Source organism: Gordonia sp. X0973 (genome assembly GCF_013348785.1).
Classification (GTDB): Bacteria; Actinomycetota; Actinomycetes; order Mycobacteriales; family Mycobacteriaceae; genus Gordonia.
Map to the genome: position 1 here is coordinate 839,656 of NZ_CP054691.1, position 26,998 is coordinate 866,653.

Consider the following 26,998-nt stretch of genomic DNA (forward strand, 5'->3'; position numbering starts at 1 on the left):
CTACCGCGTCGTGGCCAGCGGCAACCGCACGGTGAACACCGTCGATCCCGGTTCGCTCTGCAGACCGATGGTGCCGTGATGGGCCTTGACGACCGCGTCGACGATCGAGAGGCCGAGTCCGGTGCTGCCGGCTTTGCGCGAGCGCGAGGTGTCGCCGCGGGTGAATCGGGTGAACACCTCCGGCGCCAAAGCGGGGTCGATCCCCGGGCCGTTGTCGGCGACGCGCATGATCGCCTCGCCGTCGGATTCGGCGACGTCGACGCTGATGACGGTGCCGGGACCGGTGTGCACGCGGGCGTTGGCGAGCAGATTGGCCAGCACCTGGTGCAGGCGGGCGGAGTCGCCGGTGACGACGACCGGGTCGTCGGGAAGGGTGAGCAGCCACTGCCGGTCCGGCCCGGCCACGTGGGCATCGCTGACGGCATCGGCGGCCAGCTCCGAGAGGTCGACATCCTCCTGCTCGAGCGGCCGGCCGGAATCGAGCCGCGCCAGCAGCAGCAGGTCCTCGACGAGGTGGGTCATCCGCGCCGACTCGGAGCCGACGCGGGTCATCGCGTGGGCCACCTCGTCGGGCACCTCGTCGCGTCGCCGTGCCGCCAACTCGGTGTATCCGCGGATCGCGGCCAACGGGGTGCGCAATTCGTGGCTGGCGTCGGCGACGAATTGACGGGCCCGCATCTCGCTGTCCTGCCGGGTGTTCAGGGCGGTACCGATGTGGTCGAGCATGCGGTTGAGGGCCGCCCCCATCTGGCCGACCTCGGTCCCCGGGTCGGCGTTGGTCTCGGGAACCCGCATCGGCAGGGCCACCGCGCCGCGGTCGAGGGGCAGGCTCGCGACCTGCCGTGCGGTGGCCGACATGCGGTCCAGCGGGGCGAGCGCCCGCCGCGTGATCCAGGCGCCGAGGGCGGCGGCGGCCAGGAGCGCGACCAGCGCGACGACGGTCATGATCAGCAGCACCGTCCACATGGTCTCGTTGACGTCGCTGAGCGGAAGGCCGGTGACCACGGCGTCACCGGCGGGCGTGGTCGTCGCCATGATGCGGAAGGTGCCGCGGTCGCCGACCTGCTTCGTCTGGGGCGGGGCGCCCGGGACGATGCCGAGCAGGGTGTTGACCTCGTCGTCGGAGAGCGCGTTGCGGTTGCCGTCGTGGCCGAGCGCGCCGGCGCTGACACTGTCGTCGACGTGGTGGACGAGCGCCACCAGCCCGGCGGGCTGGCTCGGCGCGTCGAGGAATTCCGGTCCGGGGCCGACGCGTTGGCGCTGCCATCGGCGGGGCGGTGCCGGTGACGGGGTGGGCAACGGAAAGGCGTGTTCCGGCGGCGGATGCGACGTGATCACCATCGACCGGTGCGACACCTCGTGGAGGGAGTCGTCGAGTTGGGCGACGAGATAGTGGCGCAGTGCCAATTCGGTGGCGGCGCCGATGGCGACGCAGACCAGGGCGAGGAGTAGCACCTGGCCCACGATCAGACGGGTTTGCAGCGACCACCGCGACGGTGCCCACCGGCTCGATTCGGACGCCATCGGGATCGGCGCTCAGTCGGCGGGTTTGAGGACGTATCCGGCGCCGCGCAACGTGTGGATCATCGGTTTGCGACCGTTGTCGATCTTCTTGCGCAGGTAGGAGATGTACAGCTCGACGATGTTGGACCGTCCGCCGAAGTCGTAGTCCCACACGCGGTCGAGGATCTGCGCCTTGGACAGCACGCGCTTGGGGTTGTGCATCATGAACCGCAGCAACTCGAACTCCGTCGAGGTGAGCGTCACCGGCTCGCCGTCGCGCGTCACCTCGTGACTGTCCTCGTCGAGCACCAGGTCGCCGACGACGATCTGCGCGTCGCCCTCGTCGGCGGTGATGCCCGCGCGGCGCAGCAGCGCGCGCAGTCGCAGCACGACCTCTTCGATGCTGAACGGCTTCGTCACGTAATCATCGCCGCCCGCGGCCAGACCGGCGATCCGGTCCTCGACGGCATCCTTGGCGGTGAGCATCAGGACGGGCAGCGTCGGCGACATCTCGCGCAGCCGGAGCAGGACGTCGAGGCCGCTCATGTCGGGCAGCATCACGTCGAGGATGACCACGTCGGGCTTCTCGGTCCGGGCCGCGGTGATCGCCGAGGCTCCGTCGCCCGCGGTGGTCACCGTCCAGCCCTCGTAGCGCAGGGCCATCGAGACCATTTCGGCGAGCACGGCCTCGTCGTCGACGACGAGCGCGCTGATGGGGGAGCCGTCGGCGCGGCTCATCACGAGCCGTTGGGGGGATGTCGCAACCACGGCTCCATTGTTCTCCTCGCGGGTGGGCGGTGCCTATGCCAAAGCTATGCGCTCCCTGTGAAAGCTGGCCGACTGTGAGCAACGTCGCCCTGGGCGATTGCGGGGAATGTCGGGGTTGTCGCGTAGGATGATGGATAACTGACAGGCGTTCACGCACTGTCATGCGTCGTTAGAACGCTTCTTCTCCGCCAGATCTCGCAGACATGATCGAGTTCCGGCTGGTCGACTTCACAACGGCGAACGAATGCGCCCGACCGGGCGTCTTCGCCATCTGCGATTCACTGCCTCACTTCTGCTGGTCAGCGGCTTACCGCTGATCGACATGCGCCGTGCGATCGCCCATGCCGGAAAGGCATCCCATGACCACGACTGATACCACCGCCACCGCCCCGACGGAGACCTTCGCCTCCCTCGGCGTGCCCGCCCCCCTCGTCAAGGTGCTGGCCGCGCAGGGCAAGACCCAGCCCTTCCCGATCCAGGCCGCGACCCTGGGCAACACGCTCGACGGGGATGACGTCCTCGGCCGCGGCAAGACCGGCTCGGGCAAGACCCTGGCCTTCTCCATCCCGCTGGTCGCCGGATTGAAGGAAATCGGCGTCACCACCCGCCCCGGTCGCCCGACCGGCCTGGTCCTGGCCCCGACCCGCGAACTCGCGACGCAGATCGCCGAGACCGTCACCCCGCTCGCCCAGGCCGTCGGCCTGTCGGTGACCACCGTGTTCGGCGGGGTCAAGCAGGCGCGTCAGGAGCAGGCCTTCCGCCGCGGCGTCGACATCGTCGTCGCCTGCCCGGGCCGCCTCGACGACCTGATGAAGCAGGGCATCGTCAAGCTCGACGACGTCGAGATCACCGTCCTCGACGAGGCCGATCACATGGCCGACCTCGGCTTCCTGCCCGTCGTCACCCGAATCCTCTCGGCCACCCCGCACGACGGGCAGCGGATGCTGTTCTCGGCGACCCTGGACAACGGCGTCGACAAGCTGGTGCGGAAGTTCCTGCACGAGCCGGTCACCCACTCGGTCGACGAGGCGAACTCGCCGGTCGCCAAGATGACCCACCACGTGTTCGAGGCCGCCAACGCCACCGACAAGCACGAGCTGGTCCGGGAGCTCGCCTCCGGCACCGGCCGTCGCATCCTGTTCACGCGCACCAAGCACCAGGCCAAGAAGCTGGCGCGCAAGCTGACCGCCGAGGGCATCCCCGCCGTCGACCTGCACGGCAACCTGTCGCAGGCCCAGCGCGACCGCAACCTCGCGGCCTTCGGCGGCGACGGGGCGCGGGTCCTGGTCGCCACCGATGTCGCCGCCCGCGGCGTCCACGTCGACGGGGTGGAACTCGTCGTCCACGTCGACCCGCCGGCCGAGCACAAGGCCTACCTGCACCGTTCGGGCCGCACCGCGCGCGCCGGGGAGACCGGCGACGTCGTGACCGTGTGTCTGCCCGAGCAGCGCGGCGACCTGCGCAAGTTGCTGCGCAACGCGAAGATCGACGTCAAGGCGCAGCAGGTCACCGCGAAGTCGGACTCGGTGGACCAGCTCGTCGGCGCCCGTGCCGAGCACGTGGAGCCCGCTCCCGCACCGGCACCCCAGCAGTCGAACGGCGGCGGCCGTCGGGGCGGCAACGGCGGCGGTGCCCGTCGTGGTGGACGCGGCTCCGGCAACGGCGGCTCGGCCCAGGGTCGCGGCGGCAACGGCCAGCGTTCCGGTGGCGGTCAGCGTACCGGCGCCGGCGGTCGTGGTCGCAGCGGTGGCGCCCGTCGCGGCGGGGCGGGCAACCGCCAGGCCGCGGCAGCGCGCGGCTGATTTCACAGCGACTACCGAATTCCACAGGAGCTACCGTTTCGACGGTAGCTTCTGTGCGTTTTGGTAGCCGCTATTGGTTTCGGCTGAGTACGTTGGCCCTATGGCCGACACTGCGGAAACCAGCACCGAACCCATCGTCTCCACCACCTGCGGCGCGGTACGAGGCACCGTCCGCGACGGCGTGGCCGCCTTCCTCGGCGTGCCCTTCGCGGCACCGCCGGTCGGAGCCGCGGCCTTCGCCGCCCCGGCCCCGCACGAACCGTGGGAGGGGGTCCGCGACGCCACCGCCTACGGGCCGACGGCCCCGCAGATCGGCTACCCGGCGCCGATAGCCGCGCTGCTCGACAACGACATCGAGCTCGGCGACGACTACCTGAACGTCAACGTGTGGACCCCGGATCCGTCGGCCTCGGGCCTGCCGGTCATGGTGTGGATCCACGGCGGTGCCTTCGCGCGCGGCTCGAACCGCCTGGCGATCTACGCCGGGGACACCTTCGCCCGCGACGGCGTCGTATTCGTCGGCATCAACTACCGCCTCGGCATCCCGGGTTTCGCGTCGATCGAGGGCGCCCCGGAGAACCGCGGTCTACTCGATCAGATCGCGGCGCTGAACTGGGTGCGCGACAACGTCGCGGCCTTCGGCGGCGACCCGGCGAAGGTGACTATCGTCGGCGAGTCCGCCGGCGCGATGAGCGTCGCATCACTGCTCTCGTCGCCGCGGGCCACCGGGCTGTTCCACGGTGCGGTCATGGAGAGCGGGAACGGTTCGGCAGCCGTCGCCGTCGAGGACGCGCGCATGGTCACCGCGCGGCTGGCGGGTCTGCTCGAGATCACGCCCGATGCCGCCGGATTCAGCTCGGTTTCCACCGAACTCCTGCTCAAGGCGCAGACCGATCTCGCCCTCGAAGCACAGATGAACCCGGACCCGGCCCTCTTCGGGCGCACGGTGATCGAGGTCGGGATGGGCATCATGACCCTCATGCCCGTCGTCGACGGCGAGGTGCTGCCCAATCTTCCGGAGGCCTCGATCGCCGCCGGTGCCGGTGCCGGGGTTCCGCTGATGGCCGGGTGGAACGCCGACGAATTCCGGTTCTTCCTGGTCCCCACCGGCGTCGCGGCCATCGCCACCGAGGAGATGGCCCGCACCATGATCGGCGGCTACCCCGGCGCGGTTGCCGAGCTCGACGAGCATCTGGCCGCCGGGACGGCCGTCGGCGACGCGCTCTGCATGGTGCTCACCGGCATCGCCTTCCGCAACGGCACCGTCAAATTGGCGCAGCTGCGGCCCGACGAGCAGACCTACCTGTACGAGTTCGGGGTGCCCAACGACGTGGCCGGGATCGGTGCCGGGCACGCCGTCGAAATACCGTACGTGTTCGACCATCTCGAGGCGGCGCAGCGGCTCACCGGGCCCGACGCCCCGCAGGCCGTCGCCGACGCGATGCATTCGGCGTGGGTCGATTTCGTGAAGACCGGCGCACCCGGTTGGGATCGCTACCTAACCGACCAAACCGTTCGCCGCTTCGACTGAAGCGCCCGGGCTACCTCGCGAGCGCGGCGGCCTCCACGTCGGCCCGCCAGGAGGCGACGGTCTGCACCGAGTCGGTCTTGTTGGTGCCGATGAATCCGGTGGGTCCGCGCTTGATCCACCCCGTCACGTACATCCCGGGAACCGGGCTGTCGCCGTCCATGACGCGGCCCGCGTCGTTCGGGATCACGCCGCGCGCCTCGTCGAAGGGCAGCCCCGGTACGGCCACGCCGTGATAGCCGATGGCCGAGAGCACGAGGCCGGCGTCGATGTCGACCGTCTCACCGGTGGGGGAGGCGCTGCCGTCGGCGGCGACGGTGGTGCGCTCGAAGCGGACGCCGCTCACCCGGTGCGACGCGGCGTCGGCCAGGACCTCCACCGGGGCCAGGCCGAACGCGAAGCGGATCACCGGTCGGCCGGACGCCTCGTCATGCGGGCGCGCAGCGATCTCGCGCAGCAGCGCCAACTTCTCGCGATCGGTGACCTCGGCCGGGTCGGCGTCGATGCCGGCCAAATCGGCGGGGTCGACGACGAGGTCGACCGTGGACTTCGCGGCCAGGCCGATGAGTTCGGGAAGGGTGAACGCCGCCTGCAGCGGGCCGCGCCGGGCGACGAGGACGACCTCTCGGATCTTGCTGTGCCGCAAGGATTCCAGTGCCGCGGGGGCGATCGTCGTCGACGCCAGCTCGTCCGGGTCGGAGGTGAGGATGCGGGCCACGTCGAGGGCGACGTTGCCGTTGCCGATGATGACCGCGCGGCGGCTCGACAGGTCGAATACGCGATCGGCGAAGTCGGGATGGCCGTTGTACCAGCCGACGACCGAGGTCGCCGAGGAGAAGCCCGCCGCGTCGACCCCGGGGATCCGCAACGGTCGATCGGTCGGTGCGCCGCCCGCCCAGAACACCGCGTCGTGCTGCGCGCGCAGCTCGTCGAGGGTGAGGTCGCGCCCGATCTCGGAGTTCACCAGGATCCGCAGGCGCGGGTGGCGCGCGATGTCGTCGAAGAGCCGCATCACGGTGCGCGTCGCCGTGTGATCGGGGGCGACCCCGTAGCGGGCCAGCCCGAAAGGCGCCGACAGCCGCTCGTACATGGTGACGGTGACCTTGGGCAGGCGCAGGAGTTCGTCGGCGGCATACATCGCCGCCGGGCCGGACCCGACGATCGCGACATCCTGCGGGCCGGCGCGCAGCGGGGCCGGCGTCACGACCGGTGCCAGCGGCAGGCGCTTGGTCATGTCGACCGGGAAGCGGACGTCCGTGGCGAACTGGTCGACGTCGTAATGCGCGGCGTTGACCTGGGCGAAGCGCTCCTGCCCGGCCGTGATGCGGTGACCGGGCACGATGGCGCCGACCGGGCAGGCCGTGACGCACGCACCGCAATCGACGCAGGTCGACGGGTCGATGTACAACATTTCGGCGGTGCCGAAATCCGGCTCTTCTGGCGTCGGGTGGATGCAGTTCACCGGGCATGCGAAGACACACGACGCGTCTCCACAGCACGCCTGGGTGACGACGTGGGGCATGAAAGGGGCTGCTTTCTACCGGAGGATCGCGGGCGCGGGGCCCGCGCAATCTGGTGGGTCGCGGCGGCTCAGGCCGCGGCGGTGTAGGTCGGCTCGCTGCGGTAGCGCGACGGACGCCCGGCGATGCGCATCAACCGCCAGATCCGCGAGGACACCGGGTTGATGAGTCCGCACTGCTCGGCGAGCATCCGGACGTCGCCGAAGACGTTGATCAGGAACTGCCGCGACTCGGGAGAGCGCCAGAACAGGTCCTTCCACACCGAGCGCGGGATGTCGAAGGTCTGGCGGAACTGGCGCGGCGGCTTGGAGATCACGTCGCACAGCAGGCGCATGACGATCGGCATCACCAGCGAGAGGATGAATCGCTGGATCGGGCCCTTCTTGGGGATCGACTCGCGCAGCAGGTGGTGCGCGAAGGAGATGTGGCGCGCCTCTTCGGCGACGTGGAGCTGCATGATGGCCTGCATCGTGGGGTGCAGGTTCTGGTCCTTGCGGAGGAAGTCCTTCTGGATGTGGTCGATCGGTTCCTCGCCGGCGAGCACGCCGAAGTAGAAGACGCTCGGGAAGATCGTCGAGAACAGCGGGATGATCGGGGAGAGGCGGCGGAACCAGCGGGGGCCACCGGGCACGTCGACGCCGGTGCGGTTCACGAACTCCTGGAACATCAGGGTGTGGTTGCACTCCTCCTTCGCCTCATGCGTGGTGTAGCGGAACTCCTTGGCGCCGTTGGGGAGCCGGTCGGAGTACTGCATGAGGCCGCGGATCAGGATGGACTCGAACTGCAGGCCGACCTTGGCGACGTTGGCCTGGCGCCACATGCCCATCGCGATCTGCTTCTCGACCGGCTGGGTAGCGAACCACGGGTGGCGCCCGATCGGGTCGTGGGGCGACATGATCCAGCGGGTGTCGTTCGGGACGACGGCCATATGCGGCGAATCCCAGTCGATGTCGATGTACGGATCGAAGTTGCGATGCACCGAGGCGTCGGACAGATCGTCGAGGACCTGCCCGTAATCTTCGACCTCGTCGGTCTTTGCGACTGGCAGGTACTCGTGGGAGCGCAGAGTGCTGGTCATCGTTGGCCTCCTCGGCGGATCCGGTGAAGCGGGTCTTCATCGGACGACTGAACCGAACTATATATCAACATTCATTGTAACGGTTCTTGGTGTCATCGGGAATGGGGTGCCACCACCAATTTCGATCTGCGCATATCGGGCAGGGGGAGAGCTGTTCCCCTGGTCAGGCACCCGGCCGGCTGGTTGCCCTCAGTTGGCGGTGAGCCCGAAGAGTTCCGGGCCGACGCTCATGAAGGTCAGCAAGGCCATCGTGAGTAGGAACCAGAGGAGGGCCTGCCACACCGGCCACCGGTCGTCGGCCTGGTACGCCCGATAGGTCCGCACACCCGCGACGACCGCCCCGGCCAGCATGATCAGCGGGCAGGCGGCGAGCAGCACCGTCCGGGCGCTGCCGTGCGCGCCGACCCCGGCCACGACGGCGGCCAGCGCGAGGGCGACGGTGATACAGCCGTGGATGAAGGCTCGTCGCACGACCGGATCGGTGGTCACGGGCGGGATGCTCCTCGGGAATTGTGAACGGGGGACATGTGCGGGATGAACGGTCGATCCGCGCTCAGAGGCAATTCGTCCCGATTCACCCTACGCCAGTCCCGATTGATTGACGGTCGCCGTGTATCGCGACGACGATGGAGTCAGGGCGCATCGTCGATGTGCCGATCGCTGCCGAGCCGAGGAGAGCCACCATGCCCACAGTCGTCGTCGGAGTCGACAAGACCGAGACCTCGTTGCACGCCGCCCGGTGGGCGGCTTCGCTCGCCGCGCGCGAGGAGTCGGAGCTGCATATCGTGGGTGCCTACGACGCGAGCACGAGCAACTACGCGCCCGGGTTGGTGATCCCGCAGGACGTGGTGGAGGCGATCGCCAACGAGGCGAAGACCGCGGTTCAGGCGGCGGCCGCCGCGGCGCTCGAAGCAGCGCCCGACGTGCGGGTGCGGACCAGCGTCGGTGAGGGCGACGCGGCGCGCACGCTGCTCGAGGTGGGCAAGGATGCGACCGCCATCGTGATCGGCACGCGCCGACTCGGCAGCGTCAAGGGCCTGCTGCTCGGATCGGTGGGCGTCACCATCGCCGCGCACTATCACGGGCGGGTCGTCGTCATCGGCGACGAGGTGAAGCCCGGGCCCGTCGTCGTCGGTGTCGGTGATACCCCGAGCAGCGACCCGGCAGTGCAGGAGGCTTACCACCAGGCCGATTCGCTCGGCGTGGGCCTCGTGGCGGTGCATACCTGGGCGCAACTGGACGCCGACGCGCTGCACGGCTTCGGGATCGAGCCCGACGCGGTGGAACGGATGAGCGCCGAGGCCACCGAGGCCGTCGCCGAGCGGCTCGCCGGCTACTCGCAGGACTATCCCGACGTGCAGGTCGAGCGGGTCGTCGTGCCCGACGACCCGGGTAAGGCGATCATCGACGTCGCGACCGATCGCGGCGCCTCGCTGATCGTCGTCGGCAGCCGTGGTCGCGGCGGATTCAAGGGCCTGCTGCTCGGTTCGACCAGCCAGAAAGTGCTACAGCACTCCGAGGTGCCGGTCATGATCGTGCGCCGATAGCCGTTCCGGTCGGACACCGAATCGCGCCTGCGACGGCGGGTTCTGTGCTTATCGTTGGGCCGTGGAAACCGACCATTTGCAGAACTCAGGAGAACTAGCAGACCCCGTCGGCGACGATGCCGAACCCGCCCCGCGGATCGATCGGGCGATCCTGGGGGCGACCGCGGCGGTCGTCGCCGCCTTCGTCGTATGGGGCATCGCCGCACCGCATTCGATGCGCGTCGCCACCTCGTCGGCGATGACGTGGGTGACCGACAACATGGGGTGGCTGTACCTCACCTCCGCAAGCGGATTCGTCATCTTCGTGGTGGTCATCGCCTGCACCCGGTACGGCCGGATCCCGCTCGGGCGCGACGGGGAGAAGCCGGAGTACCGCACCGTCAGCTGGATCGCGATGATGTTCTCCGCCGGCATGGGGATCGGCCTGATGTTCTTCGGCGCCTACGAACCGCTCTTGCACTACCTGCAGGAACCGCCCGGCGCGCTGCTCAAGTCGCCGCCGGGAACCCCGGCGAACCATCTGCCGACGGCGATGGCCACCACGATGTTCCACTGGGGATTCCACCCGTGGGCCATGTATGCCGTCGTCGGGATGGCACTGGGCTATTCGACCTATCGGATGGGGCGCGGCCAGCTGCTCTCGGCCGCGTTCGCCCCGCTGCTCGGCACGCGACGCGCCAACGGCGCGGCGGGCAAGGTGATCGACGGGCTGGCGATCTTCGCGACGCTGTTCGGCACCGTCGCGTCGCTGGGGCTCGGCGCGCTGCAAATCGGGTCCGGTCTGCAAGCCGTCAAATGGGTCGACAGCCCGTCGAAGATGCTGGTGGTCGGGATCGTCGCGGTGTTGACCGCCTGTTTCGTCGCGTCGGCCGTTTCCGGGGTGGCCAAGGGCATCCAGTGGTTGTCGAATATCAACATGGTGCTGGCCCTGGTGTTGGCGGTCTTCGTCTTCGTCGTCGGTCCCACCGTCTTCCTGCTCAACGTCATGCCGACCGCCCTCGGTTCCTACTTCGACCAGATCACCGCGCTGGCCGCGCGGTCGTCGGCCACGGTCGACGCGGCGGGGGAGCAATGGCTGGCGAGCCAGACCATCTTCTACTGGGCGTGGTGGGTCTCCTGGACGCCGTTCGTCGGGATGTTCCTGGCGAAGATCAGCCGCGGCCGCACCATCCGGGAGTTCGTGATCGGCGTGATGGTGGTCCCGACGGCCGTCTCGCTGGTGTGGTTCTCCGTCTTCGGCGGCACCGCCATCCGGCAGCAGAACGAGGGGGCCGGCTACAAGGTGGGAAACTCCGGCGACGAGGAGGATCTGCTGTTCCACGTCCTCGATCACCTGCCGCTGACCGGCATAGCGTCGCTACTGGTCATGCTGCTCGTCGCGATCTTCTTCGTCTCCGGTGCCGACTCCGCGTCGCTGGTGATGGGCACGCTGAGCCAGCGCGGCGCCCACGAGCCCCGGCGTGCGCTCACCGTCTTCTGGGGCGTGTTGACCGGCGGCGTCGCGATCCTGCTGCTGACCGTCGGGGGAGGCGACGACGGGAGTGCCGACGGGCTGACCGCGGTCAAACAGATGGCGATTCTGGCCGCGCTCCCGTTCGTCGTCGTGATGATCGCCCTGTGCGTGTCCTTCGTCCGCGACATCCGCCGTGATCCGTTGATGCAGCGGCCGTAGCGCGATCAGGCCCCAGCGCGATCAGGCCCGAGCGCGATCAGGCCCAGCTGGGTAGCCAGATCTCGGCGTGCCAATGCTCCCTGGTGATCGGGACGCCGGTCAGCACCGGCCACAACCACGCGAAGTTGACGATCACCAGCGCCAGGTACACGGCGACGAAGCCGACGACGAGGAACTGTCGGTCGGGCGGCGAGCCGTCCGCGCGGCGGGGGAAGTGGCCCGCGCGGTGCAGGATGTCGCCGAGGCACAGCGCCGTGAGGATCATCAGGAAGGGCGCCATCGTCGTCGCGTAGAAGTAGTACATCTGGCGGTCGATGTTGGCGAACCACGGGGCGAACGCCGCGCCGTAGCCGACGAGGGCGGCGCCGTAGCGCCAGTCGCGGCGGCCGACGAAGGACCACAACGACCAGGCCAGTACCGGCAGGGCGAACCACCAGATGGCCGGTGTCCCGATCAGCATCTGCACCCGGGAGCACTCGCCGTCGCCGCAGCGATCCGGCCCGGTCTGGATCGCGTACAGCATCGGGCGCAGCCCCATCGGCCACGTCCACGGTTTCGACTCCCACGGATGATGGTTGCCTGCCGAATTGGTCAACCCTTCGTGGAACTTGAGGATCCCCGACTGGTAGTGCCACAGCGAGCGCCACGCCGGCGGGATCCAGCCCAGCACGCCCGTCGTGGACGCCTGCGCCTGGTAGCGGTAGACCGAGGTCTCCGAGGCGAACCAGGGGATGAAGGTCGCGAGATAGATCGCCACCGGCATGACCGCGAGACTCAGCGTCGACGGAAGGACGTCGCGCACCGCGACTCCGCGCCAGGGGCGGGTGATGCCGTATGCGCGGCGCGCGGCGACGTCGAACGCGAGCGACATCAGGGTGAACGCGATGACGAAGTAGATGCCCGACCACTTCGTCCCGCAGGCCAATCCGAGCATCACGCCGGCCGTGAAGCGGTACCAGCGGAAGCCGAACCGGGGACCGTAGGGGGACAGGTGTGCGATGCCGTCGGAGTACGCGGTATCGAGGCGTCGGCGCATCTGGTCGCGGTCGCAGATCAACGCGGTGAAGGCCGCGACGACGAAGAAGGTCTGGACGATGTCGAGCATCCCCAGGCGGGATTGGACGAACAGCACGCCGTCGCAGATGGCGAGCAGACCGGCGACGGCCCCGACCAAGGTCGAGCGGGCCATCCGTCGGGCGACGCAGTAGACCATCACGACGATGCCGATACCGCACAGCGCCGGCATGATCCGCCAGCCCAGCGGGCCGTAGCCGAAGACCGCCTCGCCCAGGGCTAGGACCCACTTGCCGACGGGCGGGTGGACGACGAGACCGTAGGCGGGGTTGTCCTCGATCCAGTTCCCACCGGTCAGAACCTGCCATGCCTGCGGCACGTAGTGCTTCTCGTCGAAGACGGGCGTGCCCTTGTCGGTGGGTTGGGTGAGGTCCCAGAACCGGGTGATCGCCGCCAGCAGGGTGATGACGAGCCCGACGAGAAGGCCGAAGCGTCGGTCGTCGGCGCCGAATACCGCGTCGGGAATCGCCTTGCCCGGCCGACGGCCGAGATCCTCGGCGGCCGCGGAGGTGAGTGGATGATCGACGACGAGCCAGCTGCTGGTGGCACTGGGGTCGGCGGTCGTCACCCGCCCGATAGTAGTGCCCCTAAGCTGGTCAACCATGAGTGACCATCTCGGCAAGCTGGTGCTGGCGGCGACGCCGATGGGGCAATACGACGACGCATCACCGCGCCTGCGGGCCGCGCTGGGCAGCGCCGACATCGTTGCGGCCGAGGACACCAGGCGCACCCGCGCGCTGGCCGCCGGGCTCGGCGTGGGCATCGCGGGCAAGCTGATCAGCTACTACGACCAGGTGGAGGCCGCGCGCACCCCCGGTCTGGTCGAGGCGATCGAGACGGGCCAGACCGTCCTGGTCGTCACCGACGCCGGGATGCCGTCGGTGAGCGATCCGGGATTCCGGCTGGTCGCGGCGTGTGCCGAGAAGGATCTGCCGATCACCTGCCTGCCCGGGCCGTCGGCGGTGACGACGGCACTGGCGGTTTCCGGGCTGCCGTGCGAGCGCTTCTGCTTCGACGGCTTCGCCCCGCGCAAATCCGGTGCCCGCCGCACGTGGCTGGCGCAGCTGGTGGCCGAGCCGCGGACCGTCGTCTTCTTCGACTCGCCGCACCGGCTCGCCGACACCCTCGCCGACGCGGCGGAGGTGCTCGGTCCCGATCGTCGCGTCGCGGTGTGCCGCGAGCTGACCAAGACCTACGAGGAGGTGCGGCGCGGCGGCCTCGCGGAGGTGGCGCGCTGGGCGGCCGACGGGGTGAAGGGCGAGATCACTGTCGTCCTCGCGCCGGGGGATGTGGTGGCGCCCCAGGCCGAAGACCTCGTCGGGCGGGTGCAATCCCTCGTCGACGAGGGGATGCGCCTCAAAGATGCATGTGCGCAGGTCGCGACCGAGACTGGGACGTCCAAGCGGGAGCTCTACGAGGCCGCGCTCGACGCCCGCTAATTATTGTCCCGTTGGTTCTCGTCATCGTCGTCCCGTTGGTTCTCGTCATCGTCGTCTCGTTGGAGCGCGTCAATTGATACCGCCCAATTGGCTTTCGCTTGCTGTGTTTCAGACTCTGCGAGAGCTAGCAGATCGGTCGGGGTCAATGACGTGAACTCGGAATCGAGATTAAGATAGTCGAGAATATCTGAGACCGTGCGAGTGTCGGTTGGATCAGTGAAGTGCAGCGCTGTTCGTGAAGCTAGAAAGGCGCAATCTAAGGCATAGAACACCCTGCTGACTGAGTTGGCAGCCACGTATCGCCTCAATGCCAGGAGGCGTCCGTTGTTCGTGGCCTGATGGATCGCCAGAATTGCGGCCCCATTGCCGTGGGTGTAGTCGCTGATCAATCGATACATGTTCGACTGGTATACCTTGCCGAGGGTCTTGGCAAAGGTCTCCTCCGATGGGTCGAATTGTCGGCCACCCTGGAGACGAGGATTCGTTGTCGCATACCAATCATAAAATTCCTCTGCCGTCGTTCGCATGTTGTCGGGCGATCGGGGATTCCGGCCTCCTGCACTATCGAACCCGCTATATAGCATCGACCCCATGCGGCCGAGCCGTACTTCCAGTGGCTGTTCGTGATCGGCGACGTATAGGATTCTCGACGAGTACTCACATACTGAGCGTGTCAGTGCGGCCGTGGTAACTAGCAGTGGCAGGCTGCCGATCTGGAGTGCTGGCCGCAAACCGATCATGAGATCGCCGATTCCTTGCAGTAGGGCGCGGTACGTCTCGTGGTACACCGTCACTGGATTCGGAATGCTTTCCGTGCGCCACTCGCGATTGAGTTCGGCGATGTCACCATCCGGCTCATAGCCTTGCTGAAACGAGATCGCTTGCGCAATTAGGGCGCTGGCCTCGGTGGCGAGGGCAGTCCAATTGGTTGCCGTGATATAGGCGTCGAGAAATTCATCAGATTCGTTCATGTTTTAAGCTTCCTTACGGTGGAAGTACGATGCTGCTTGATCCCTGCCCACTTGGTCAAGAGAATTCTTTGTCTATCGGAGCGCTGACAAGATCGCGGCGGCCTTGTCCAGGCATTCCTGCCATTCGCGGTCGGGATCGGAGTCCATGGTGATGCCGCCCCCGACACCGAGGCGCATGGTGCCGTCGGGATCGATCTCCACGGTGCGGATGGCCACCGAGAGGTCCAGCGCGTGATCGGGCCCGGCGACGCCGATGGCTCCGCAGTAGACGCCGCGCGGCAGGGACTCCCACTGCCCGATGAGTTCGGCGGCCCGGATCTTCGGGGTACCGGTGACCGAGGCGGGCGGGAAGGTCGCGGCCAGCAGCGCGTCGTTGCCGACGGTGTCGTCGAGTTCGGCGCGCACCGTCGAGACCAGATGCCAGACGCCCGGTGCGCCGACGACGGTCAACAGCTCCGGCACGGTCACCGAGCCGACCGTCGCCACCCGGCCCAGGTCGTTGCGCACGAGGTCGACGATCATCACGTTCTCGGCGACGTCCTTGGTCGACATGGCGAGGTCGCGCGGGTCGCCGTGCGCCGGCAGGGTGCCCTTGATCGGCGACGAGGTGACCTCCTCGCCGCGGCGGCGCAGGAAGGATTCCGGTGAGAAGCTCGCGATGGTGCCCCAGTCCCCTTGCAGGAAGGCCGCTTTCGCCGGGGCGGTGGCGGCGGCAACGGTGCTGAAGAAGGCCAGCGGGTCGCCGTCGAGCTTCCCGTCGAGCCGCGTGCAGACGCACACCTGGTAGATCTCGCCCGCCGCGATCGCGTCGAGGGCGTCGAGGACCGCCCGACGGTGGTCGGCCCGGCGAATCGGCGTGGGTGTTTGCCAGCGTGCTGAAACGGGTGCGGGGTCTCGATACACCGACTCGGCTAGCGCCTCGTCGGCACTCGACCACCGTGCTTCGTCGGCAGTTGACCACCGTGTTTCGTCGGCACTCGACCACCGTGCTTCGTCGGCACTCGACCGTCCTGCTTTGTCGGCACTCGACTGGCGTGCTTTGTCGGCACCCGACTGTCGTGCGTCGTCGGCTCGTGGCCGGGCCAACGCATCCGTGACCCAGTCGGGGCAGGGGGAACCGGTCACGTCGAGGTAGGTCCATTTCCCGTCGCGCAGGAGCAGCACGGCGTCGGTGAGACCGCCGGCGACCGTTGGGAACGAGCCCGCGCCGACGGGAAAACTCATCTGCCCCAACCAGAATCGATCCGGCCGGTCGGGGGGCGCGCAACCGTCGACCACTTCGAGGGACGGCGCGATGACGGCATCCGCGTCGAGCCAGGAGCCGATGAGCGCCGCCGGCGGCGCGATCCCCGCCGCGCTGGTGTGCCGGTGCAACGACGCCAGCACGTCGAGCGCGCTGGGGCTCATCGTCGGATCAGTCCTGCGCGGGCGCCTCGAGGCGCGGGAAGACGGGCGTCGGCTTGGGCAGTGCGGTCCCGGGGACCAGCCGTAGCCCGGCGGCGGTGAAGTCGCGGGCCTGCGCCGGGACGGCGAGCTGGTCGAGGATGGTGCCGCAGGAGGTCGGCATCACCGGCTGGGCGAGCAGCGCCACGATGCGGACCACCTCCGCGCAGACGTAGAGGACGGTGACGGTGCGCTCGAGGTCGGTCTTGGCGAGCTTCCACGGTTCCTGCGCGGAGATGTAGCGGTTCGCCTCGGCGAGCGTCTGCCACAGCGCCTCGAGTCCCAGGTGCAGGGCCTGGGCGTCGAAGTGTTCGCGCACCTTGGGCAGCAGGCCGTCGGCCCGTTCCAGGAGGGCGCGGTCGGTCTCCGTGTAGTCGCCGGGGGCGGGCAGCACCCCGTCGAAGTACTTGCCGATCATCGACGCGGTGCGCTGGGCGAGGTTGCCGAATTCGTTGGCCAGGTCGGCGTTGATCCGCGCGACCATCGACTCCGCCGTGTACGACCCGTCCTGGCCGTAGGACACCTCGCGGAGGAAGAAGTAGCGCACCGGGTCGAGGCCGAAGGCCTCGATCAACTCGACCGGGTCGACGACGTTGCCCACCGACTTGCTCATCTTCTCCCCGTTGTTGAACAGGAAGCCGTGCGCGAACACCCGCTTGGGCAACTCGATCCCGGCGCTCATCAGGAAGGCGGGCCAGTAGATGCAGTGGAACCGGATGATGTCCTTGCCGATGACGTGCAGGTCGGCCGGCCAGTAACGGTCGAAGAGGGCCGCGTCGTCGGGGAAGCCGACGCCGGTCAGATAGTTCGTCAGGGCGTCGACCCACACGTACATGACGTGGTCGGGATGGTCGGGGACCGGCACGCCCCAGTCAAAGGTGGTGCGCGAGATGGACAGGTCGGTCAGCCCGCCGCGCAGGAAGCTGACGATCTCGTTGCGCCGGGTGTCCGGGCCGAGGAAGTCCGGATCCTTCTCGTAGAGGGCCAGCAGCTTCTCGGTGTAGGCGGAGAGCCGGAAGAAGTAGGTCTCCTCCTCGGTCCACGTGACGACGTGCCCGGAATCGGTCGCGACCCGCTGCCCGTCGTCGCCGACGGTGGTGTCGGCCTCGGCGTAGAAGGTCTCGTCGCGCACGTCGTACCAGCCCGAGTATTTGTCGAGGTAGATGTCGCCGTTGCGGGCCATTCGCTTCCAGATCTCCTGGGACGCGCGGAAATGGTCGTCGTCGGAGGTGCGGATGAACCGGTCGAAACTCGAGCCCAGGCGCTCCTGCAGATCCTGGAACCGGTCGGAGTTGCGGGTGGCCAACTCGGCGGTAGCGATGCCCTCGGCCTGCGCGGTCTGCTGCATCTTCTGCCCGTGGACGTCGGTGCCGGTGAGGAACCGGACGTCGAAGCCGTCGAGTCGCTTGAAGCGCGCGAGCGCGTCGGCGGAGATGTACTCGTAGGCGTGCCCGATGTGCGGGGCACCGTTGGGGTAGGCGATCGCCGTGGTGAGGTAGAACGGACGGTTGTCGCCGTGGCTGGGGTGACTGGCCATAGTGCCCGTCAGATTACCCGTGGAAACTACTCGGGCCGACTGTAGGGCGCGCAGTGCGGCGGTGCGTGCGGCGCGACGAGCGAGGGGCGCTCCGGGATCGCCATCGTCACCGGCGCGCCGTCGAGGACGAATTCCTCGCCGTGGTGGGCCAGGGTGATCGGCGGCCCCGACAGGATGCGGTAGGTGGCGTTGTCGCGGCCGACGGCGACGACGATCGACGAGCCGCGGATGATCATGCGGAAGGACATGTAGTCCAGGCGCTGCGGCAGCCGCGGGGCGAAGGTGATCTTGCCGTCGAAGTCGCGCATCCCGCCGAATCCGGCGACGCAGTCGGTCCACGCCCCGGCCAGCGCCGCGATGTGCAGTCCGGAGCCGACGTTGGCGTGCAGGTCGTGCAGATCGGTGAACACCGACTCGCACATGAGGTCGTAGGCCAGGTCGAGGTAGCCGACCTCGGCCGCGACGACGGCCTCGCAGCACGCCGACAGCGACGAGTCGCGCACGGTCAGCGGGTAGTAGTAGTCGAAGTTGCGCTTCTTCGCGTCGGCGTCGAAGGCGTCGCCGCGGGTGTACATGGCGAAGACGAGGTCGGCCTGCTTGACGACCTGCTTGCGGTACAGGTCGTAGTAGGGGTAGTTCAGCAGCAGCGGGTATTTGTCCTTCGAGGCCTCGAAGTCCCATTGGCCCAGATGGGTGAACGACTCGCACTGCTGGTGCACGTTCAGCTGATGGTCGTACGGGATGGTCATGGCCTCGGCGCAGGACTCCCAGCGGGCCGTCTCCTCGTCGGTGACCCCCAGTTCGCGGGCGACGTCGGGCTGGCGGTGGACGGCGGCCACCGCGTCGCGCAGGTTCTGCTGCACGGCGAGGTTGGTGAACACGTTGTTGTTGACGATGGCGGTGTACTCGTCGGGGCCGGTCACACCGTCGATCCGGAATTTGCCGCTCATGTCGAAGTGGCCCATGTCGGCGAAGAGCCGCGCGGTCTCGACCAGTAGCTCGACGCCGCATTCCACGTCGAACTGCTCGTCGTTCGTCGCGTTCAGGTAGCGGGCGACGGCGTTGGCGATGTCGGCGCTGACGTGGACCCCGGCGGTTCCGGCGGGCCAATAGCCCGAACACTCGTCGCCGTTGATCGAGCGCCACGGGAACATCGCGCCGTGCTGGGCGAGTTCGGCGGCGCGGGCCTTGGCCTTGTCGATCGTCGAGTGCCGCCAGCGCAGTTCCTCGCCGGCCGCGGCGGGCAGCGTGTAGGTCAGCATCGGCAGGACGAAGCTCTCCGTGTCCCAGAAGGCGTGCCCGTCGTAACCGGGACCGGTCAGCCCCTTCGCCGGGATGGCCCTCGATTCCCCGCGGGCACCGGCCTGCAGGACGTGGAAGAGCGCGAAGCGCACGGCCTGCTGCAGCTCCGGGTCGCCGACGAGCTCGATGTCGGCGTCATGCCAGAAGTCGTCGAGGTAGGCGGCCTGTTCGGCGGCCAATTTGTCCCACCCGGTGTCGACGGCGAGCGCGAGCGCCGCCTCGACCTGGGCGCGCAGCGCCGGCACCGACCGGCGGGCCGACCAGCCGTAGCCGATGTACTTGGTCAGGCTCAGCTTGTGCCCGCGTTTGACGTCGGTGGAGATGGTCAGGCGGGCCAGGTCGCCGTCGGCGCGGATGGAGGTCTGCGCGTCGTCGGGCAGGTCGAGGGTGTGGTCCATCCCGGCGGCCATGTGCAGCTCGGAACGCCGGGTGTGGTGGGCCAGAACCGCGGAGTAGCCACGACAGTCGGCCATGTCGGCGACCAGCGGCGAGTCGAGTGCCGCCGCGAGGCGCGGGTCGTTGCCCGGCACCGGGATCGGTTCGTTGGCCAGCAGGTCGGATTGCAGGACCAGGGTCATGTCCTCGCTCAACGGCTCCACCTCGTAGTGGATGGCGGCGATGGCGCGCTTGGTGAAGGAGACGAGGCGCTCGGAGCGGATGCGCACGCTGCGCCCGGTGGGCGAGGTCCACACGGTGTTGCGGCGCAGGGTGCCGGTGCGGAAGTCGAGTGTCCGCGAATGCTCCTCGGTGGTGCCGTAGCGCAGATCCATCGGCTCGTCCTCGACGAGCAGCCGGATGATCTTCCCGTCGGTCACGTTCACGACCGTCTGCCCGGATTCGGGATAGCCGTAGCCGGATTCGGCATAGGGGAGTTCGCGCAGTTCGTAGAAGCCGTTGAGGTAGGAGCCGGGCAGTTCGGTCGGCTCGCCCTCCTCGAACGTGCCGCGCAGGCCGATATGCCCGTTGGACAGGGCGAACAGGCTCTCGGTACGGGGCAGGATGTCCATCTGCAGCCCGTTCCACCGCAGCTTCCACGGGTCGACTTCGAATCCCAGTGCGCGCAGCTTGCCCTGAGGGTCCGGGTGCGGGTGCGTCACTGGTCTGCTCCTGTCTCCGGGGGTGCCGTCCTCAACTGGTCGAGGCTGGTCACGACGATGGTCGCGCCCGCGCCGGCCAGGGCCTTCGCATGGGCGCTGGGCTGCGCGCCCGATTCAATCGAATGCGGCCCGCTCTCGGCGCCAGTCGTCCGGTCGACGCCGACGACGGCGGCGAAGTCGCCGGCCGCCCCCGCGGCCACCCCGGACACGGCGTCCTCGAATACGGCGGCCGCGGCCGGGCCGACCCCCATCAGCTGCGCGCCCAGGAGGAAGGAGTCCGGGGCCGGTTTGCCCGCCAACCCGCGCTCGACGATGTCGTTGCCGTCGACGCGTCTGGTCACGAACTCGCTGAGCCCGGCGGCCGTCAGCACCGGTCCGCCGTTGCGCGACGACGTGACGACGGCGATGCCCAGCCCGGCATCGCGCGCGGCGTGCAGGTAGGCGACGGCATCGGGGTAGGCGCGCACCCCGTCGCGGTCCAGGATGGCGAGGAACTTCGCGTTCTTCTCCGCCGCGATCTTCTCGACGGTGTCCCGGTCGACGGTGATGTGGCGCGCGGCGAGGAAGGCGTTGATGCCGTCCTCGCGGGGGCGTCCGTCGACGTGGGCGAGGTAATCGGCCGGCGTGAACGGCGCGGGGGCGTGCCCCTCGTCATCGACGGCGTGCGCCAGGAAATCGTTGAAGGTCTCGGTCCACGCGGCCATGTGCACCGACGCGGTGTCGGTCAACACTCCGTCGAGGTCGAAGAGTGCGACGGTGATGGAATCCGGCAGCCCCAACATTGGATTCACGCTACGCGAAACCCTGGTGGGACGTGCGGTGAGAAAGGTGTGATCTCGACCGGCGCCAGCGCCCGAGAGCATTTACTTAGGTTTGACTAACCAAACTACCAAATTTACGATGTGGCCATGACCACTGCGATCCGCGCCGCTCTGGGCGCCCTTCTCGTCCTCCTCATGTCTCTCGCCCTCGGCGCCCCCGCCGCGCAGGCCGAGCCCAGCATCCGCAGCGCGACCGTCGCCGACCTCTACCTGCGCGCCGACAAGCCGTCGAAGGACGCGGTGAAGCGCTCCTTCGCCGCCTTCATGAACCCGAGCCTGCCGATGGGGCCCAAGCTTGAGGTCTCGGTCAACGGCGCGGCCAACCGCGGCGAGTTGCAGCGGATGATGGACCAGTCCCGCCAGCACGACTTCTTCTCGATGAAGGGCGACGTGGTCGCGGTGAACGTCAGCGGCAACGCGATGAACGCGCGCTTCCAGGGCTCCATGGCGGGCTTCCCGGTGCAGAGCTTCACCTACTACTACGTCCGGCAGGGCGGCCTCTGGAAGTACGACTGGAAGCACAACGCCGCGGCCAACGGCATGCCGGCCAAGTTCGTTTGATCGAGATAGCGGGGGTCTCCAAGTCCTTCGGCGACAAGACCGCCGTCGACGACGTCACCTTCACCGCGGCTCCGGGCGGGGTGACCTACCTCCTCGGGCCGAACGGCGCCGGTAAGACGACGCTGATGCGGATGATCGCGGGCTTGGCGTCGCCCGACGCCGGCACCATCACCGTCAACGGCCGGCGCCTGCACGAACTCGACGACGTGAAGCGCGAGGTCGGGTTCTCCCTCGACGCACGCGCCGGGCACCCCAGGCATACCGCGCTGCAGCATCTGCGCTGGCAGGCGCGGCTGGCGGGGATCGACCAGGACCGGGTGCACCCCGCGCTGGATGCCGTCGGGCTGCGGGCCGCGGCGCATCGCCTCGTGGGCGGGTTCTCCCTCGGGATGCAGCAGCGGCTCGGCATCGCCTCGGCACTGCTCGGCGACCCCGCGACGCTGGTCCTGGACGAGCCGGCGAACGGGCTCGACGTGGAGGGGGTGCTGTGGCTGCGCGACCTCTTCGGCCGGCTGACCGCGCAGGGGCGGACGCTGCTCGTCGCCTCGCACAGCCTCACCGAGGTGGAGATCACCGCGTCGTGGATCGTGATCATGGGCCAGGGGCGGGTGCTGTCGAGCACCCCGCGCGACGAGGTGCTGGCCCGCGGCGAGGGCCCGCGCCGCCTCGAGTCGGCCTACCTGGACATCACCCGGGGCAGCGTCGAATACGCCACCGGGGCGGACCGGTGACCGGGTTGCGCCGCTCGGTGCGCGCGGAGTTGGCCAAGCTCTCCTGGCGCAGCCCGGTGCTGTACGCCCTCGTGCCGCTGGCCGTCGTCATCCCGGTGCTGATCAACGGGGCGATCGCCGCCGCCGCGGAGCGCGACGTCATCAACGGGCGCGGCGGGATGGACACCGACAACGCGGCCTACTGGGTCATCGTCTTCTCGACCTTCATCCTGATGGCCGGCGCGGTCACCTCCTACTGCGGCGAGTTCGGCGACCACACCGCGCCGATGGTGTTCCAGATCGCCCCGGCGCGGTGGCGACTGCCCGTCGCCAAACTGATCGTGTTCGGCGGGCTCGCCGGCCTCACCGTCTTCGCGACAACGCTGATCAACCTCGCGGTGCTGCCCAAGGTGTTCCCGGAGGTCTGGGATCGGGTCGACCCGCTCGATTCCGACGGCATCCACCTGCTCGTCGGCACGCCCGTGCTGGCCGTCCTCATCGTCGTGTTGGCCCTCGGCATCGCCATGCTGATCCCGCGTCCCGGGGTCGTGATCATGGTCCTGCTGTTGTGGCGGTGGGGGGTCGAGGTGTGCGTCGGGTTCATCCGCGGCGACTTCGGCACCGCGCTGCAGCGGTACTCGCTGTTCAAGAACGGCGAGATCGGGGCCGGTCAGTCGCCGACCTTCGACAGCCCGTTCGGCGGCCCGGTCGGTGCGATGGCGTATTTCGGTTGCGTCGCGCTCATCGTGTTCGCCGTGGGGCTCTATCGCCTGCACGCGACCGATGTCCGTGACGACTGAGGTCTGCGCCGTGCCAGGATGGGGACATGCAGCGTCCCTTCGCACAGGTCGACGTGTTCACGGACCGGCCGACCGCGGGTAACCCGGTCGCGGTGGTGTGCGACGGCGACGGGCTCGACGACGCCACGATGGCGGCCTTCGCGCGCTGGACCAACCTCTCCGAGACGACCTTCGTCCAAACGCCGATCGAGCCAGCCGCCGACTATCGCCTGCGCATCTTCACCCCGACCGGGGAACTGCCCTTCGCCGGCCACCCGACCCTCGGCTCGGCCCATGCCTGGTTGGAGCGCTCCGGGACGACGCGACGCCAGATTGTGCAGGAATGCGGGATCGGGCTCGTCGAGATCCGCCGCGACGGCGAGCGCCTCGCCTTCGCCGCCCCCGATCTGCGGCGCGGCGGTCCGGTGGAGGATCACGTCCTCGATCGGGTCGTCGCGGCGCTGCGCCTGTCTCCCGAGCAGGTGATCGGCGCCGACTGGGTGGACAACGGCCCGCCCTGGATCGGGGTGCGCCTGGCGTCGGCGCAGGACGTGCTCGACCTGCGGCCCGACAACGAGTCGCTCGGCGCGCTGATGGTCGGGGTCGTTGGCGCCTACCCGGACGGCGGCGGCCCGGACGGGGCCGCGGTCGAGGTGCGCGCCTTCGCCCCCGGGGTCGGCGTGCCGGAGGACCCGGTCACCGGCAGCCTCAACGCCGGATTGGCCAAGTGGTTGCGCGCAGCCGGACACGTGCCGAGCCGGTACGTCGCGTCGCAGGGCACCGCGTTGGGGCGGGCCGGGCGCGTCTTCGTCCACGACGACGACACCGACATCTGGATCGGCGGCCAATCGGTGACGGTGGTGTCCGGGACGGTCGAGCTGTGAGCAAGAAGTCGCGGCGCGAGCCGCCGCCGGATCCCGCGCCGCTGCCGGGACTCGTCGACGCCCACACCCACCTCGCGGCCTGCGGCGGCCGGGACGCGGATGCGGTGACGGCGATCCTCGACCGAGCGGCCGCGGTCGGCATCGACCAGGTGGTGACCGTCGCCGACGACATGGTCGACGCCCGGTGGGCCGTGGCCGCGGCCGAGTGGGACGGCCGCTGCTACGCGGCGGTCGCGTTGCACCCGATGCACGCCGGCGACCTCGACGACGAATCGGCGGCCGAGCTGGAACAGATGGCGACCCATCCCCGCGTCGTGGCCGTCGGCGAGACCGGCCTGGACTACTACTGGCCGTCGCGATCGGAGGACTGTGCCCCGCCGCAGGTGCAGGAGCGGGCGTTCCGGTGGCATATCGACCTGGCCAAGCGGGTCGGCAAGCCGCTGATGATCCACAACCGCGAGGCCGACCGCGACCTGCTGGACATCCTCGCCGACGCCGGCGCCCCGGAGACGGTGATCATGCACTGCTTCTCCGGCGACGCGGCGATCGCCCGGGAATGCGTCGACGCGGGGTATTTCCTGAGCTTCTCCGGGACCGTCACCTTCACCAATGCCGCGTCCTTGCAGGAGGCCGCCCTGCTCGTCCCCGACGAGCAGATCCTCGTCGAGACCGATGCACCCTTCCTGACGCCGCACCCGTATCGTGGAGCCCGCAACGAGTCCTACTGCCTGCCGTACACGGCGCGATTCCTGGCCGGGCTGCGCGGCGTATCCGACGAGGAGATGGCGGCCCTGCTCGGCGACAACGCTCGTCGGATTTATCACATCGGCTAGCTGAAAAGTCGCCCATTCGATACCATTCTGTGACATGCCCAGCTCGAATGGGCGGTCCGTCGGCGTGTCGGCGGGCGCAATCCGGAGTCGACCAGCAGGAAACAGCCCCCGATGACACACAACGTGAGCCGCCACCAGGACGACGCACGGTCCTCGACCGTGCTCAGCACACTGAACCGGTCGCGGTCGATGCGGCCGCGCCTCGCGGTGGGAGCCGTGTTGGCGACGCTGGCCGCGGGCGGCATCGTCGGCCTCGCCTCGCACAAGACCGTCACGCTCGACGTCGACGGCCAGTCGCGGCAGGTGTCGACGATGGCCTACTCGGTGGACACCGTGCTGCGGTCGCAGGGCTACCACCCGGTCAACGAGGACGTCGTGTCGCCGGCCGGGGGATCGAAGCTCCACGACGGCCAGACCATCACCTACAAGCGCCACAAGACGGTCACCCTCGACGTCGGCGGCGAGAAGCGCACGATCATCACGACGGCCTCGACCGTCGACGAGCTGCTCGCCGAGCAGAACATGGCCAATGCCTCGACGCCCTCCACCCTCACCACCCTGCCGCTGACCGGCGCGGTGGTGGCGGTGACGCCGCCGGTGCCGGTCAACCTGACCGACGGCACGGTGTCGTGGCGCCCGGTCATGGGTGCGCAGACCGTCGGCGAGCTGCTCGCCCGCACCGGCAAGCCGCTGGCGCCGACCGACAAGGTCGTGCCCGCCGCGAACACGCCGGTGACCAAGGACATGAAGATCACGGTGACCCGGATCCGCACCGCGGAGTCGACTCGCGTCGAGAACGTCGCCGCGCCGGAGATCGCGAAGAAGGATCCGAATCTGATTTCCGGTCGCAAGGTCGTCGAGAAGCCGGGCAAGCCCGGTCAGGCGCGGATCACCTACGCGGTCACCGTCGTCAACGGTAAAGAGATCAAGCGGACCAAGCTGACCGAGCAGGACCTGGTCAAGCCGGTTCCCGCCACGGTGCGCGTCGGCTCGAAGCCCGGTGCCCCCTACGTCCCGCCGGGGTCGGTCTGGGATCAGCTCGCGCAGTGCGAGGCGACCGGGAACTGGGCCATCAACACCGGCAACGGTTTCTACGGCGGCGTGCAGTTCGACGCCGGTACCTGGCTGCGCTGGGGCGGCGGCAAGTACGCGCCGCGCGCCGACCTCGCCACCCGCGAGGAGCAGATCGACATCGCCAAGAAGACCTTGGCCGCGCAGGGCTGGGGAGCCTGGCCCGCCTGCTCGTCGCGTCTGGGCCTGCGCTGAGCGATCAGCCGCGACTTCTGGGTCCCGCCCAGATTCGCGGGCTCGCCGCCGAATTGGGCGTGCGGCCGACCAAGACGCTCGGACAGAACTTCGTCCACGACGCCAACACGGTGCGGCGCATCGTCGCGACGGCCGGCGTCGGCCCCGACGACCACGTCCTCGAGGTGGGGCCGGGCCTGGGGTCGCTGACCCTCGCGCTCCTGGGGGCCGCGGGCTCGGTCGAGGCCGTCGAGATCGATCCCGTCCTCGCCGCCCGGCTGCCCGAGACGATCGCCGAATACGCACCGGCGCAACGGGATTCGTTTCAGGTCCACCTGGCCGACGCCCTGCGTATCACCGCCGACGAGTTGAGCGGCGAGCCCACCGCGCTGGTCGCGAACCTGCCCTACAACGTCGCCGTCCCCGTTCTGCTGCACCTGATGTCGGAGGTGCCATCGTTGCGCACCGCGCTGGTCATGGTGCAGGCGGAGGTGGCCGACCGCCTCGCCGCCGGACCGGGCGGCCGCGTCTACGGGGTGCCCAGCGTCAAAGCCCGCTACTTCGGCGACGTGTCGCGCGCCGGATCGGTGGGCCGCAATGTGTTCTGGCCCGAGCCGAAGGTCGAGTCCGGACTGGTCCGCATCGATCGGACCGACGCCTATCCGCGCGACACGGCGACCCGCGAGCAGGTCTTCGCCGTGATCGACGCCGCCTTCGCGCAGCGTCGCAAGACGCTGCGGGCCGCATTGGCGGGGTGGGCGGGCTCCCCGGCGCAGGCCGAGGTGCGATTGCGGGCGGCGGGGATCGACCCGTCGGCCCGCGGTGAGCGTCTCGACGTCGCGGACTTCGTCGCGCTCGCCGCCACTGCACTACCCTGACTTTTC

General features: G+C 69.0%; 23 protein-coding genes. 12 read left to right on the forward strand and 11 right to left on the reverse strand.

Annotated elements, in window-relative coordinates:
• Both HUN08_RS04135 and HUN08_RS04140 read right to left on the reverse strand, forming a co-directional pair.
• Positions 1 to 1,524: a HAMP domain-containing sensor histidine kinase gene (locus HUN08_RS04135; RefSeq protein WP_124249137.1), complete on the reverse strand. Its 1,524-nt coding sequence runs from the start codon at positions 1,522 to 1,524 to the stop codon at positions 1 to 3.
• Positions 1,525 to 1,536: 12 nt separating this feature from the next.
• Positions 1,537 to 2,241, reverse strand: a complete 705-nt coding sequence (locus HUN08_RS04140; RefSeq protein ID WP_124249142.1) for a response regulator transcription factor — start codon at positions 2,239 to 2,241, stop codon at positions 1,537 to 1,539.
• 389 nt (positions 2,242 to 2,630) lie between these two features.
• Between HUN08_RS04140 and HUN08_RS04145 the strand changes: the two genes are divergently transcribed.
• Positions 2,631 to 4,073 carry a DEAD/DEAH box helicase gene (locus tag HUN08_RS04145; protein ID WP_129624339.1) on the forward strand — a complete coding sequence of 481 codons (1,443 nt, stop codon included), beginning with the start codon at positions 2,631 to 2,633 and terminating at the stop codon, positions 4,071 to 4,073.
• 100 nt (positions 4,074 to 4,173) lie between these two features.
• On the forward strand, positions 4,174 to 5,604 hold the full coding sequence (locus HUN08_RS04150; RefSeq protein WP_124248957.1) for a carboxylesterase/lipase family protein: 1,431 nt from the start codon (positions 4,174 to 4,176) through the stop codon (positions 5,602 to 5,604).
• A 10-nt stretch (positions 5,605 to 5,614) separates the two neighbouring features.
• On the opposite strand, the gene HUN08_RS04155 is transcribed toward HUN08_RS04150, so the two are convergent.
• The 3 genes from HUN08_RS04155 to HUN08_RS04165 form a co-directional block, all read right to left on the reverse strand.
• On the reverse strand, positions 5,615 to 7,123 hold the full coding sequence (locus tag HUN08_RS04155) for an FAD-dependent oxidoreductase (RefSeq protein ID WP_124248956.1): 1,509 nt from the start codon (positions 7,121 to 7,123) through the stop codon (positions 5,615 to 5,617).
• 68 nt (positions 7,124 to 7,191) lie between these two features.
• Positions 7,192 to 8,199 (reverse strand): diiron oxygenase, encoded by a 1,008-nt coding sequence (locus tag HUN08_RS04160; RefSeq protein ID WP_124248955.1) that lies wholly within the window; start codon positions 8,197 to 8,199, stop codon positions 7,192 to 7,194.
• Between the two features lie 189 nt (positions 8,200 to 8,388).
• Positions 8,389 to 8,688 (reverse strand): hypothetical protein, encoded by a 300-nt coding sequence (locus tag HUN08_RS04165; RefSeq protein ID WP_124248954.1) that lies wholly within the window; start codon positions 8,686 to 8,688, stop codon positions 8,389 to 8,391.
• 194 nt (positions 8,689 to 8,882) lie between these two features.
• Here HUN08_RS04165 and HUN08_RS04170 point away from each other — a divergent pair, with 194 nt between their 5' ends.
• Positions 8,883 to 9,746 carry a universal stress protein gene (locus HUN08_RS04170; protein ID WP_124248953.1) on the forward strand — a complete coding sequence of 288 codons (864 nt, stop codon included), beginning with the start codon at positions 8,883 to 8,885 and terminating at the stop codon, positions 9,744 to 9,746.
• A gap of 76 nt (positions 9,747 to 9,822) precedes the next feature.
• On the forward strand, positions 9,823 to 11,418 hold the full coding sequence (locus HUN08_RS04175; RefSeq protein WP_301546964.1) for a BCCT family transporter: 1,596 nt from the start codon (positions 9,823 to 9,825) through the stop codon (positions 11,416 to 11,418).
• A gap of 37 nt (positions 11,419 to 11,455) precedes the next feature.
• Here HUN08_RS04175 and HUN08_RS04180 read toward each other — a convergent pair whose 3' ends face one another.
• The gene (locus HUN08_RS04180) at positions 11,456 to 13,060 is read right to left on the reverse strand and encodes a dolichyl-phosphate-mannose--protein mannosyltransferase (protein WP_301546881.1); all 1,605 of its coding nucleotides are present in this window, start codon (positions 13,058 to 13,060) and stop codon (positions 11,456 to 11,458) included.
• A 34-nt stretch (positions 13,061 to 13,094) separates the two neighbouring features.
• Between HUN08_RS04180 and rsmI the strand changes: the two genes are divergently transcribed.
• Entirely contained in the window at positions 13,095 to 13,931 is an 837-nt protein-coding gene (gene rsmI / locus HUN08_RS04185; protein WP_124248950.1) for a 16S rRNA (cytidine(1402)-2'-O)-methyltransferase, read from the forward strand.
• On the opposite strand, the gene HUN08_RS04190 is transcribed toward rsmI, so the two are convergent.
• The 5 genes from HUN08_RS04190 to HUN08_RS04210 form a co-directional block, all read right to left on the reverse strand.
• Positions 13,928 to 14,902: a hypothetical protein gene (locus HUN08_RS04190; protein WP_124248949.1), complete on the reverse strand. Its 975-nt coding sequence runs from the start codon at positions 14,900 to 14,902 to the stop codon at positions 13,928 to 13,930. The genes rsmI and HUN08_RS04190 overlap by 4 nt on opposite strands.
• 72 nt (positions 14,903 to 14,974) lie before the next feature.
• Complete coding sequence (locus HUN08_RS04195) at positions 14,975 to 16,309, reverse strand: aminodeoxychorismate synthase component I (protein WP_124248948.1); 1,335 nt, start codon at positions 16,307 to 16,309, stop codon at positions 14,975 to 14,977.
• 7 nt (positions 16,310 to 16,316) lie between these two features.
• Positions 16,317 to 17,882 carry a methionine--tRNA ligase gene (gene metG / locus HUN08_RS04200; protein WP_124248947.1) on the reverse strand — a complete coding sequence of 522 codons (1,566 nt, stop codon included), beginning with the start codon at positions 17,880 to 17,882 and terminating at the stop codon, positions 16,317 to 16,319.
• Positions 17,883 to 17,908: 26 nt separating this feature from the next.
• Positions 17,909 to 20,281 carry a glycoside hydrolase family 65 protein gene (locus tag HUN08_RS04205; RefSeq protein ID WP_301546882.1) on the reverse strand — a complete coding sequence of 791 codons (2,373 nt, stop codon included), beginning with the start codon at positions 20,279 to 20,281 and terminating at the stop codon, positions 17,909 to 17,911.
• The gene (locus HUN08_RS04210) at positions 20,278 to 21,063 is read right to left on the reverse strand and encodes a beta-phosphoglucomutase family hydrolase (protein ID WP_124248946.1); all 786 of its coding nucleotides are present in this window, start codon (positions 21,061 to 21,063) and stop codon (positions 20,278 to 20,280) included. Before HUN08_RS04210 ends, HUN08_RS04205 begins: the two co-directional genes overlap by 4 nt.
• A 126-nt stretch (positions 21,064 to 21,189) precedes the next feature.
• Between HUN08_RS04210 and HUN08_RS04215 the strand changes: the two genes are divergently transcribed.
• From HUN08_RS04215 to rsmA, 7 genes are all read left to right on the forward strand, one after another.
• A complete protein-coding gene (locus HUN08_RS04215; RefSeq protein WP_124248945.1) occupies positions 21,190 to 21,663 on the forward strand; it encodes a hypothetical protein in 474 nt (157 codons plus the stop codon).
• A complete protein-coding gene (locus tag HUN08_RS04220) occupies positions 21,660 to 22,394 on the forward strand; it encodes an ABC transporter ATP-binding protein (RefSeq protein WP_124248944.1) in 735 nt (244 codons plus the stop codon). The genes HUN08_RS04215 and HUN08_RS04220 overlap by 4 nt, the downstream gene beginning before the upstream one ends.
• Positions 22,391 to 23,173 carry an ABC transporter permease gene (locus HUN08_RS04225; protein WP_124248943.1) on the forward strand — a complete coding sequence of 261 codons (783 nt, stop codon included), beginning with the start codon at positions 22,391 to 22,393 and terminating at the stop codon, positions 23,171 to 23,173. Before HUN08_RS04220 ends, HUN08_RS04225 begins: the two co-directional genes overlap by 4 nt.
• Positions 23,174 to 23,199: 26 nt before the next feature.
• Positions 23,200 to 24,036: a PhzF family phenazine biosynthesis protein gene (locus tag HUN08_RS04230; protein ID WP_124248942.1), complete on the forward strand. Its 837-nt coding sequence runs from the start codon at positions 23,200 to 23,202 to the stop codon at positions 24,034 to 24,036.
• Positions 23,985 to 24,869, forward strand: a complete 885-nt coding sequence (locus tag HUN08_RS04235) for a TatD family hydrolase (protein WP_124248962.1) — start codon at positions 23,985 to 23,987, stop codon at positions 24,867 to 24,869. The genes HUN08_RS04230 and HUN08_RS04235 overlap by 52 nt, the downstream gene beginning before the upstream one ends.
• Before the next feature lie 111 nt (positions 24,870 to 24,980).
• Positions 24,981 to 26,135, forward strand: a complete 1,155-nt coding sequence (locus HUN08_RS04240; RefSeq protein ID WP_124248941.1) for a resuscitation-promoting factor — start codon at positions 24,981 to 24,983, stop codon at positions 26,133 to 26,135.
• A complete protein-coding gene (rsmA, locus tag HUN08_RS04245) occupies positions 26,099 to 26,992 on the forward strand; it encodes a 16S rRNA (adenine(1518)-N(6)/adenine(1519)-N(6))-dimethyltransferase RsmA (RefSeq protein WP_124248961.1) in 894 nt (297 codons plus the stop codon). Before HUN08_RS04240 ends, rsmA begins: the two co-directional genes overlap by 37 nt.
• The last annotated feature ends 6 nt before the right edge of the window (positions 26,993 to 26,998 follow it).

What these genes read in the sequence shown, in the direction of transcription:
- HUN08_RS04135 (WP_124249137.1), bottom strand. Translation starts at nt 1,524, where the DNA reads ATGGCGTCCGAATCGAGCCGGTGGGCACCGTCGCGGTGGTCGCTGCAA.
- HUN08_RS04140 (WP_124249142.1), bottom strand. Translation starts at nt 2,241, where the DNA reads ATGAGCCGCGCCGACGGCTCCCCCATCAGCGCGCTCGTCGTCGACGAC.
- HUN08_RS04145 (WP_129624339.1), top strand. Translation starts at nt 2,631, where the DNA reads ATGACCACGACTGATACCACCGCCACCGCCCCGACGGAGACCTTCGCC.
- HUN08_RS04150 (WP_124248957.1), top strand. Translation starts at nt 4,174, where the DNA reads ATGGCCGACACTGCGGAAACCAGCACCGAACCCATCGTCTCCACCACC.
- HUN08_RS04155 (WP_124248956.1), bottom strand. Translation starts at nt 7,123, where the DNA reads ATGCCCCACGTCGTCACCCAGGCGTGCTGTGGAGACGCGTCGTGTGTC.
- HUN08_RS04160 (WP_124248955.1), bottom strand. Translation starts at nt 8,199, where the DNA reads ATGACCAGCACTCTGCGCTCCCACGAGTACCTGCCAGTCGCAAAGACC.
- HUN08_RS04170 (WP_124248953.1), top strand. Translation starts at nt 8,883, where the DNA reads ATGCCCACAGTCGTCGTCGGAGTCGACAAGACCGAGACCTCGTTGCAC.
- rsmI (WP_124248950.1), top strand. Translation starts at nt 13,095, where the DNA reads ATGAGTGACCATCTCGGCAAGCTGGTGCTGGCGGCGACGCCGATGGGG.
- HUN08_RS04190 (WP_124248949.1), bottom strand. Translation starts at nt 14,902, where the DNA reads ATGAACGAATCTGATGAATTTCTCGACGCCTATATCACGGCAACCAAT.
- HUN08_RS04195 (WP_124248948.1), bottom strand. Translation starts at nt 16,309, where the DNA reads ATGAGCCCCAGCGCGCTCGACGTGCTGGCGTCGTTGCACCGGCACACC.
- metG (WP_124248947.1), bottom strand. Translation starts at nt 17,882, where the DNA reads ATGGCCAGTCACCCCAGCCACGGCGACAACCGTCCGTTCTACCTCACC.
- HUN08_RS04210 (WP_124248946.1), bottom strand. Translation starts at nt 21,063, where the DNA reads ATGTTGGGGCTGCCGGATTCCATCACCGTCGCACTCTTCGACCTCGAC.
- HUN08_RS04215 (WP_124248945.1), top strand. Translation starts at nt 21,190, where the DNA reads ATGACCACTGCGATCCGCGCCGCTCTGGGCGCCCTTCTCGTCCTCCTC.
- HUN08_RS04230 (WP_124248942.1), top strand. Translation starts at nt 23,200, where the DNA reads ATGCAGCGTCCCTTCGCACAGGTCGACGTGTTCACGGACCGGCCGACC.
- HUN08_RS04240 (WP_124248941.1), top strand. Translation starts at nt 24,981, where the DNA reads ATGACACACAACGTGAGCCGCCACCAGGACGACGCACGGTCCTCGACC.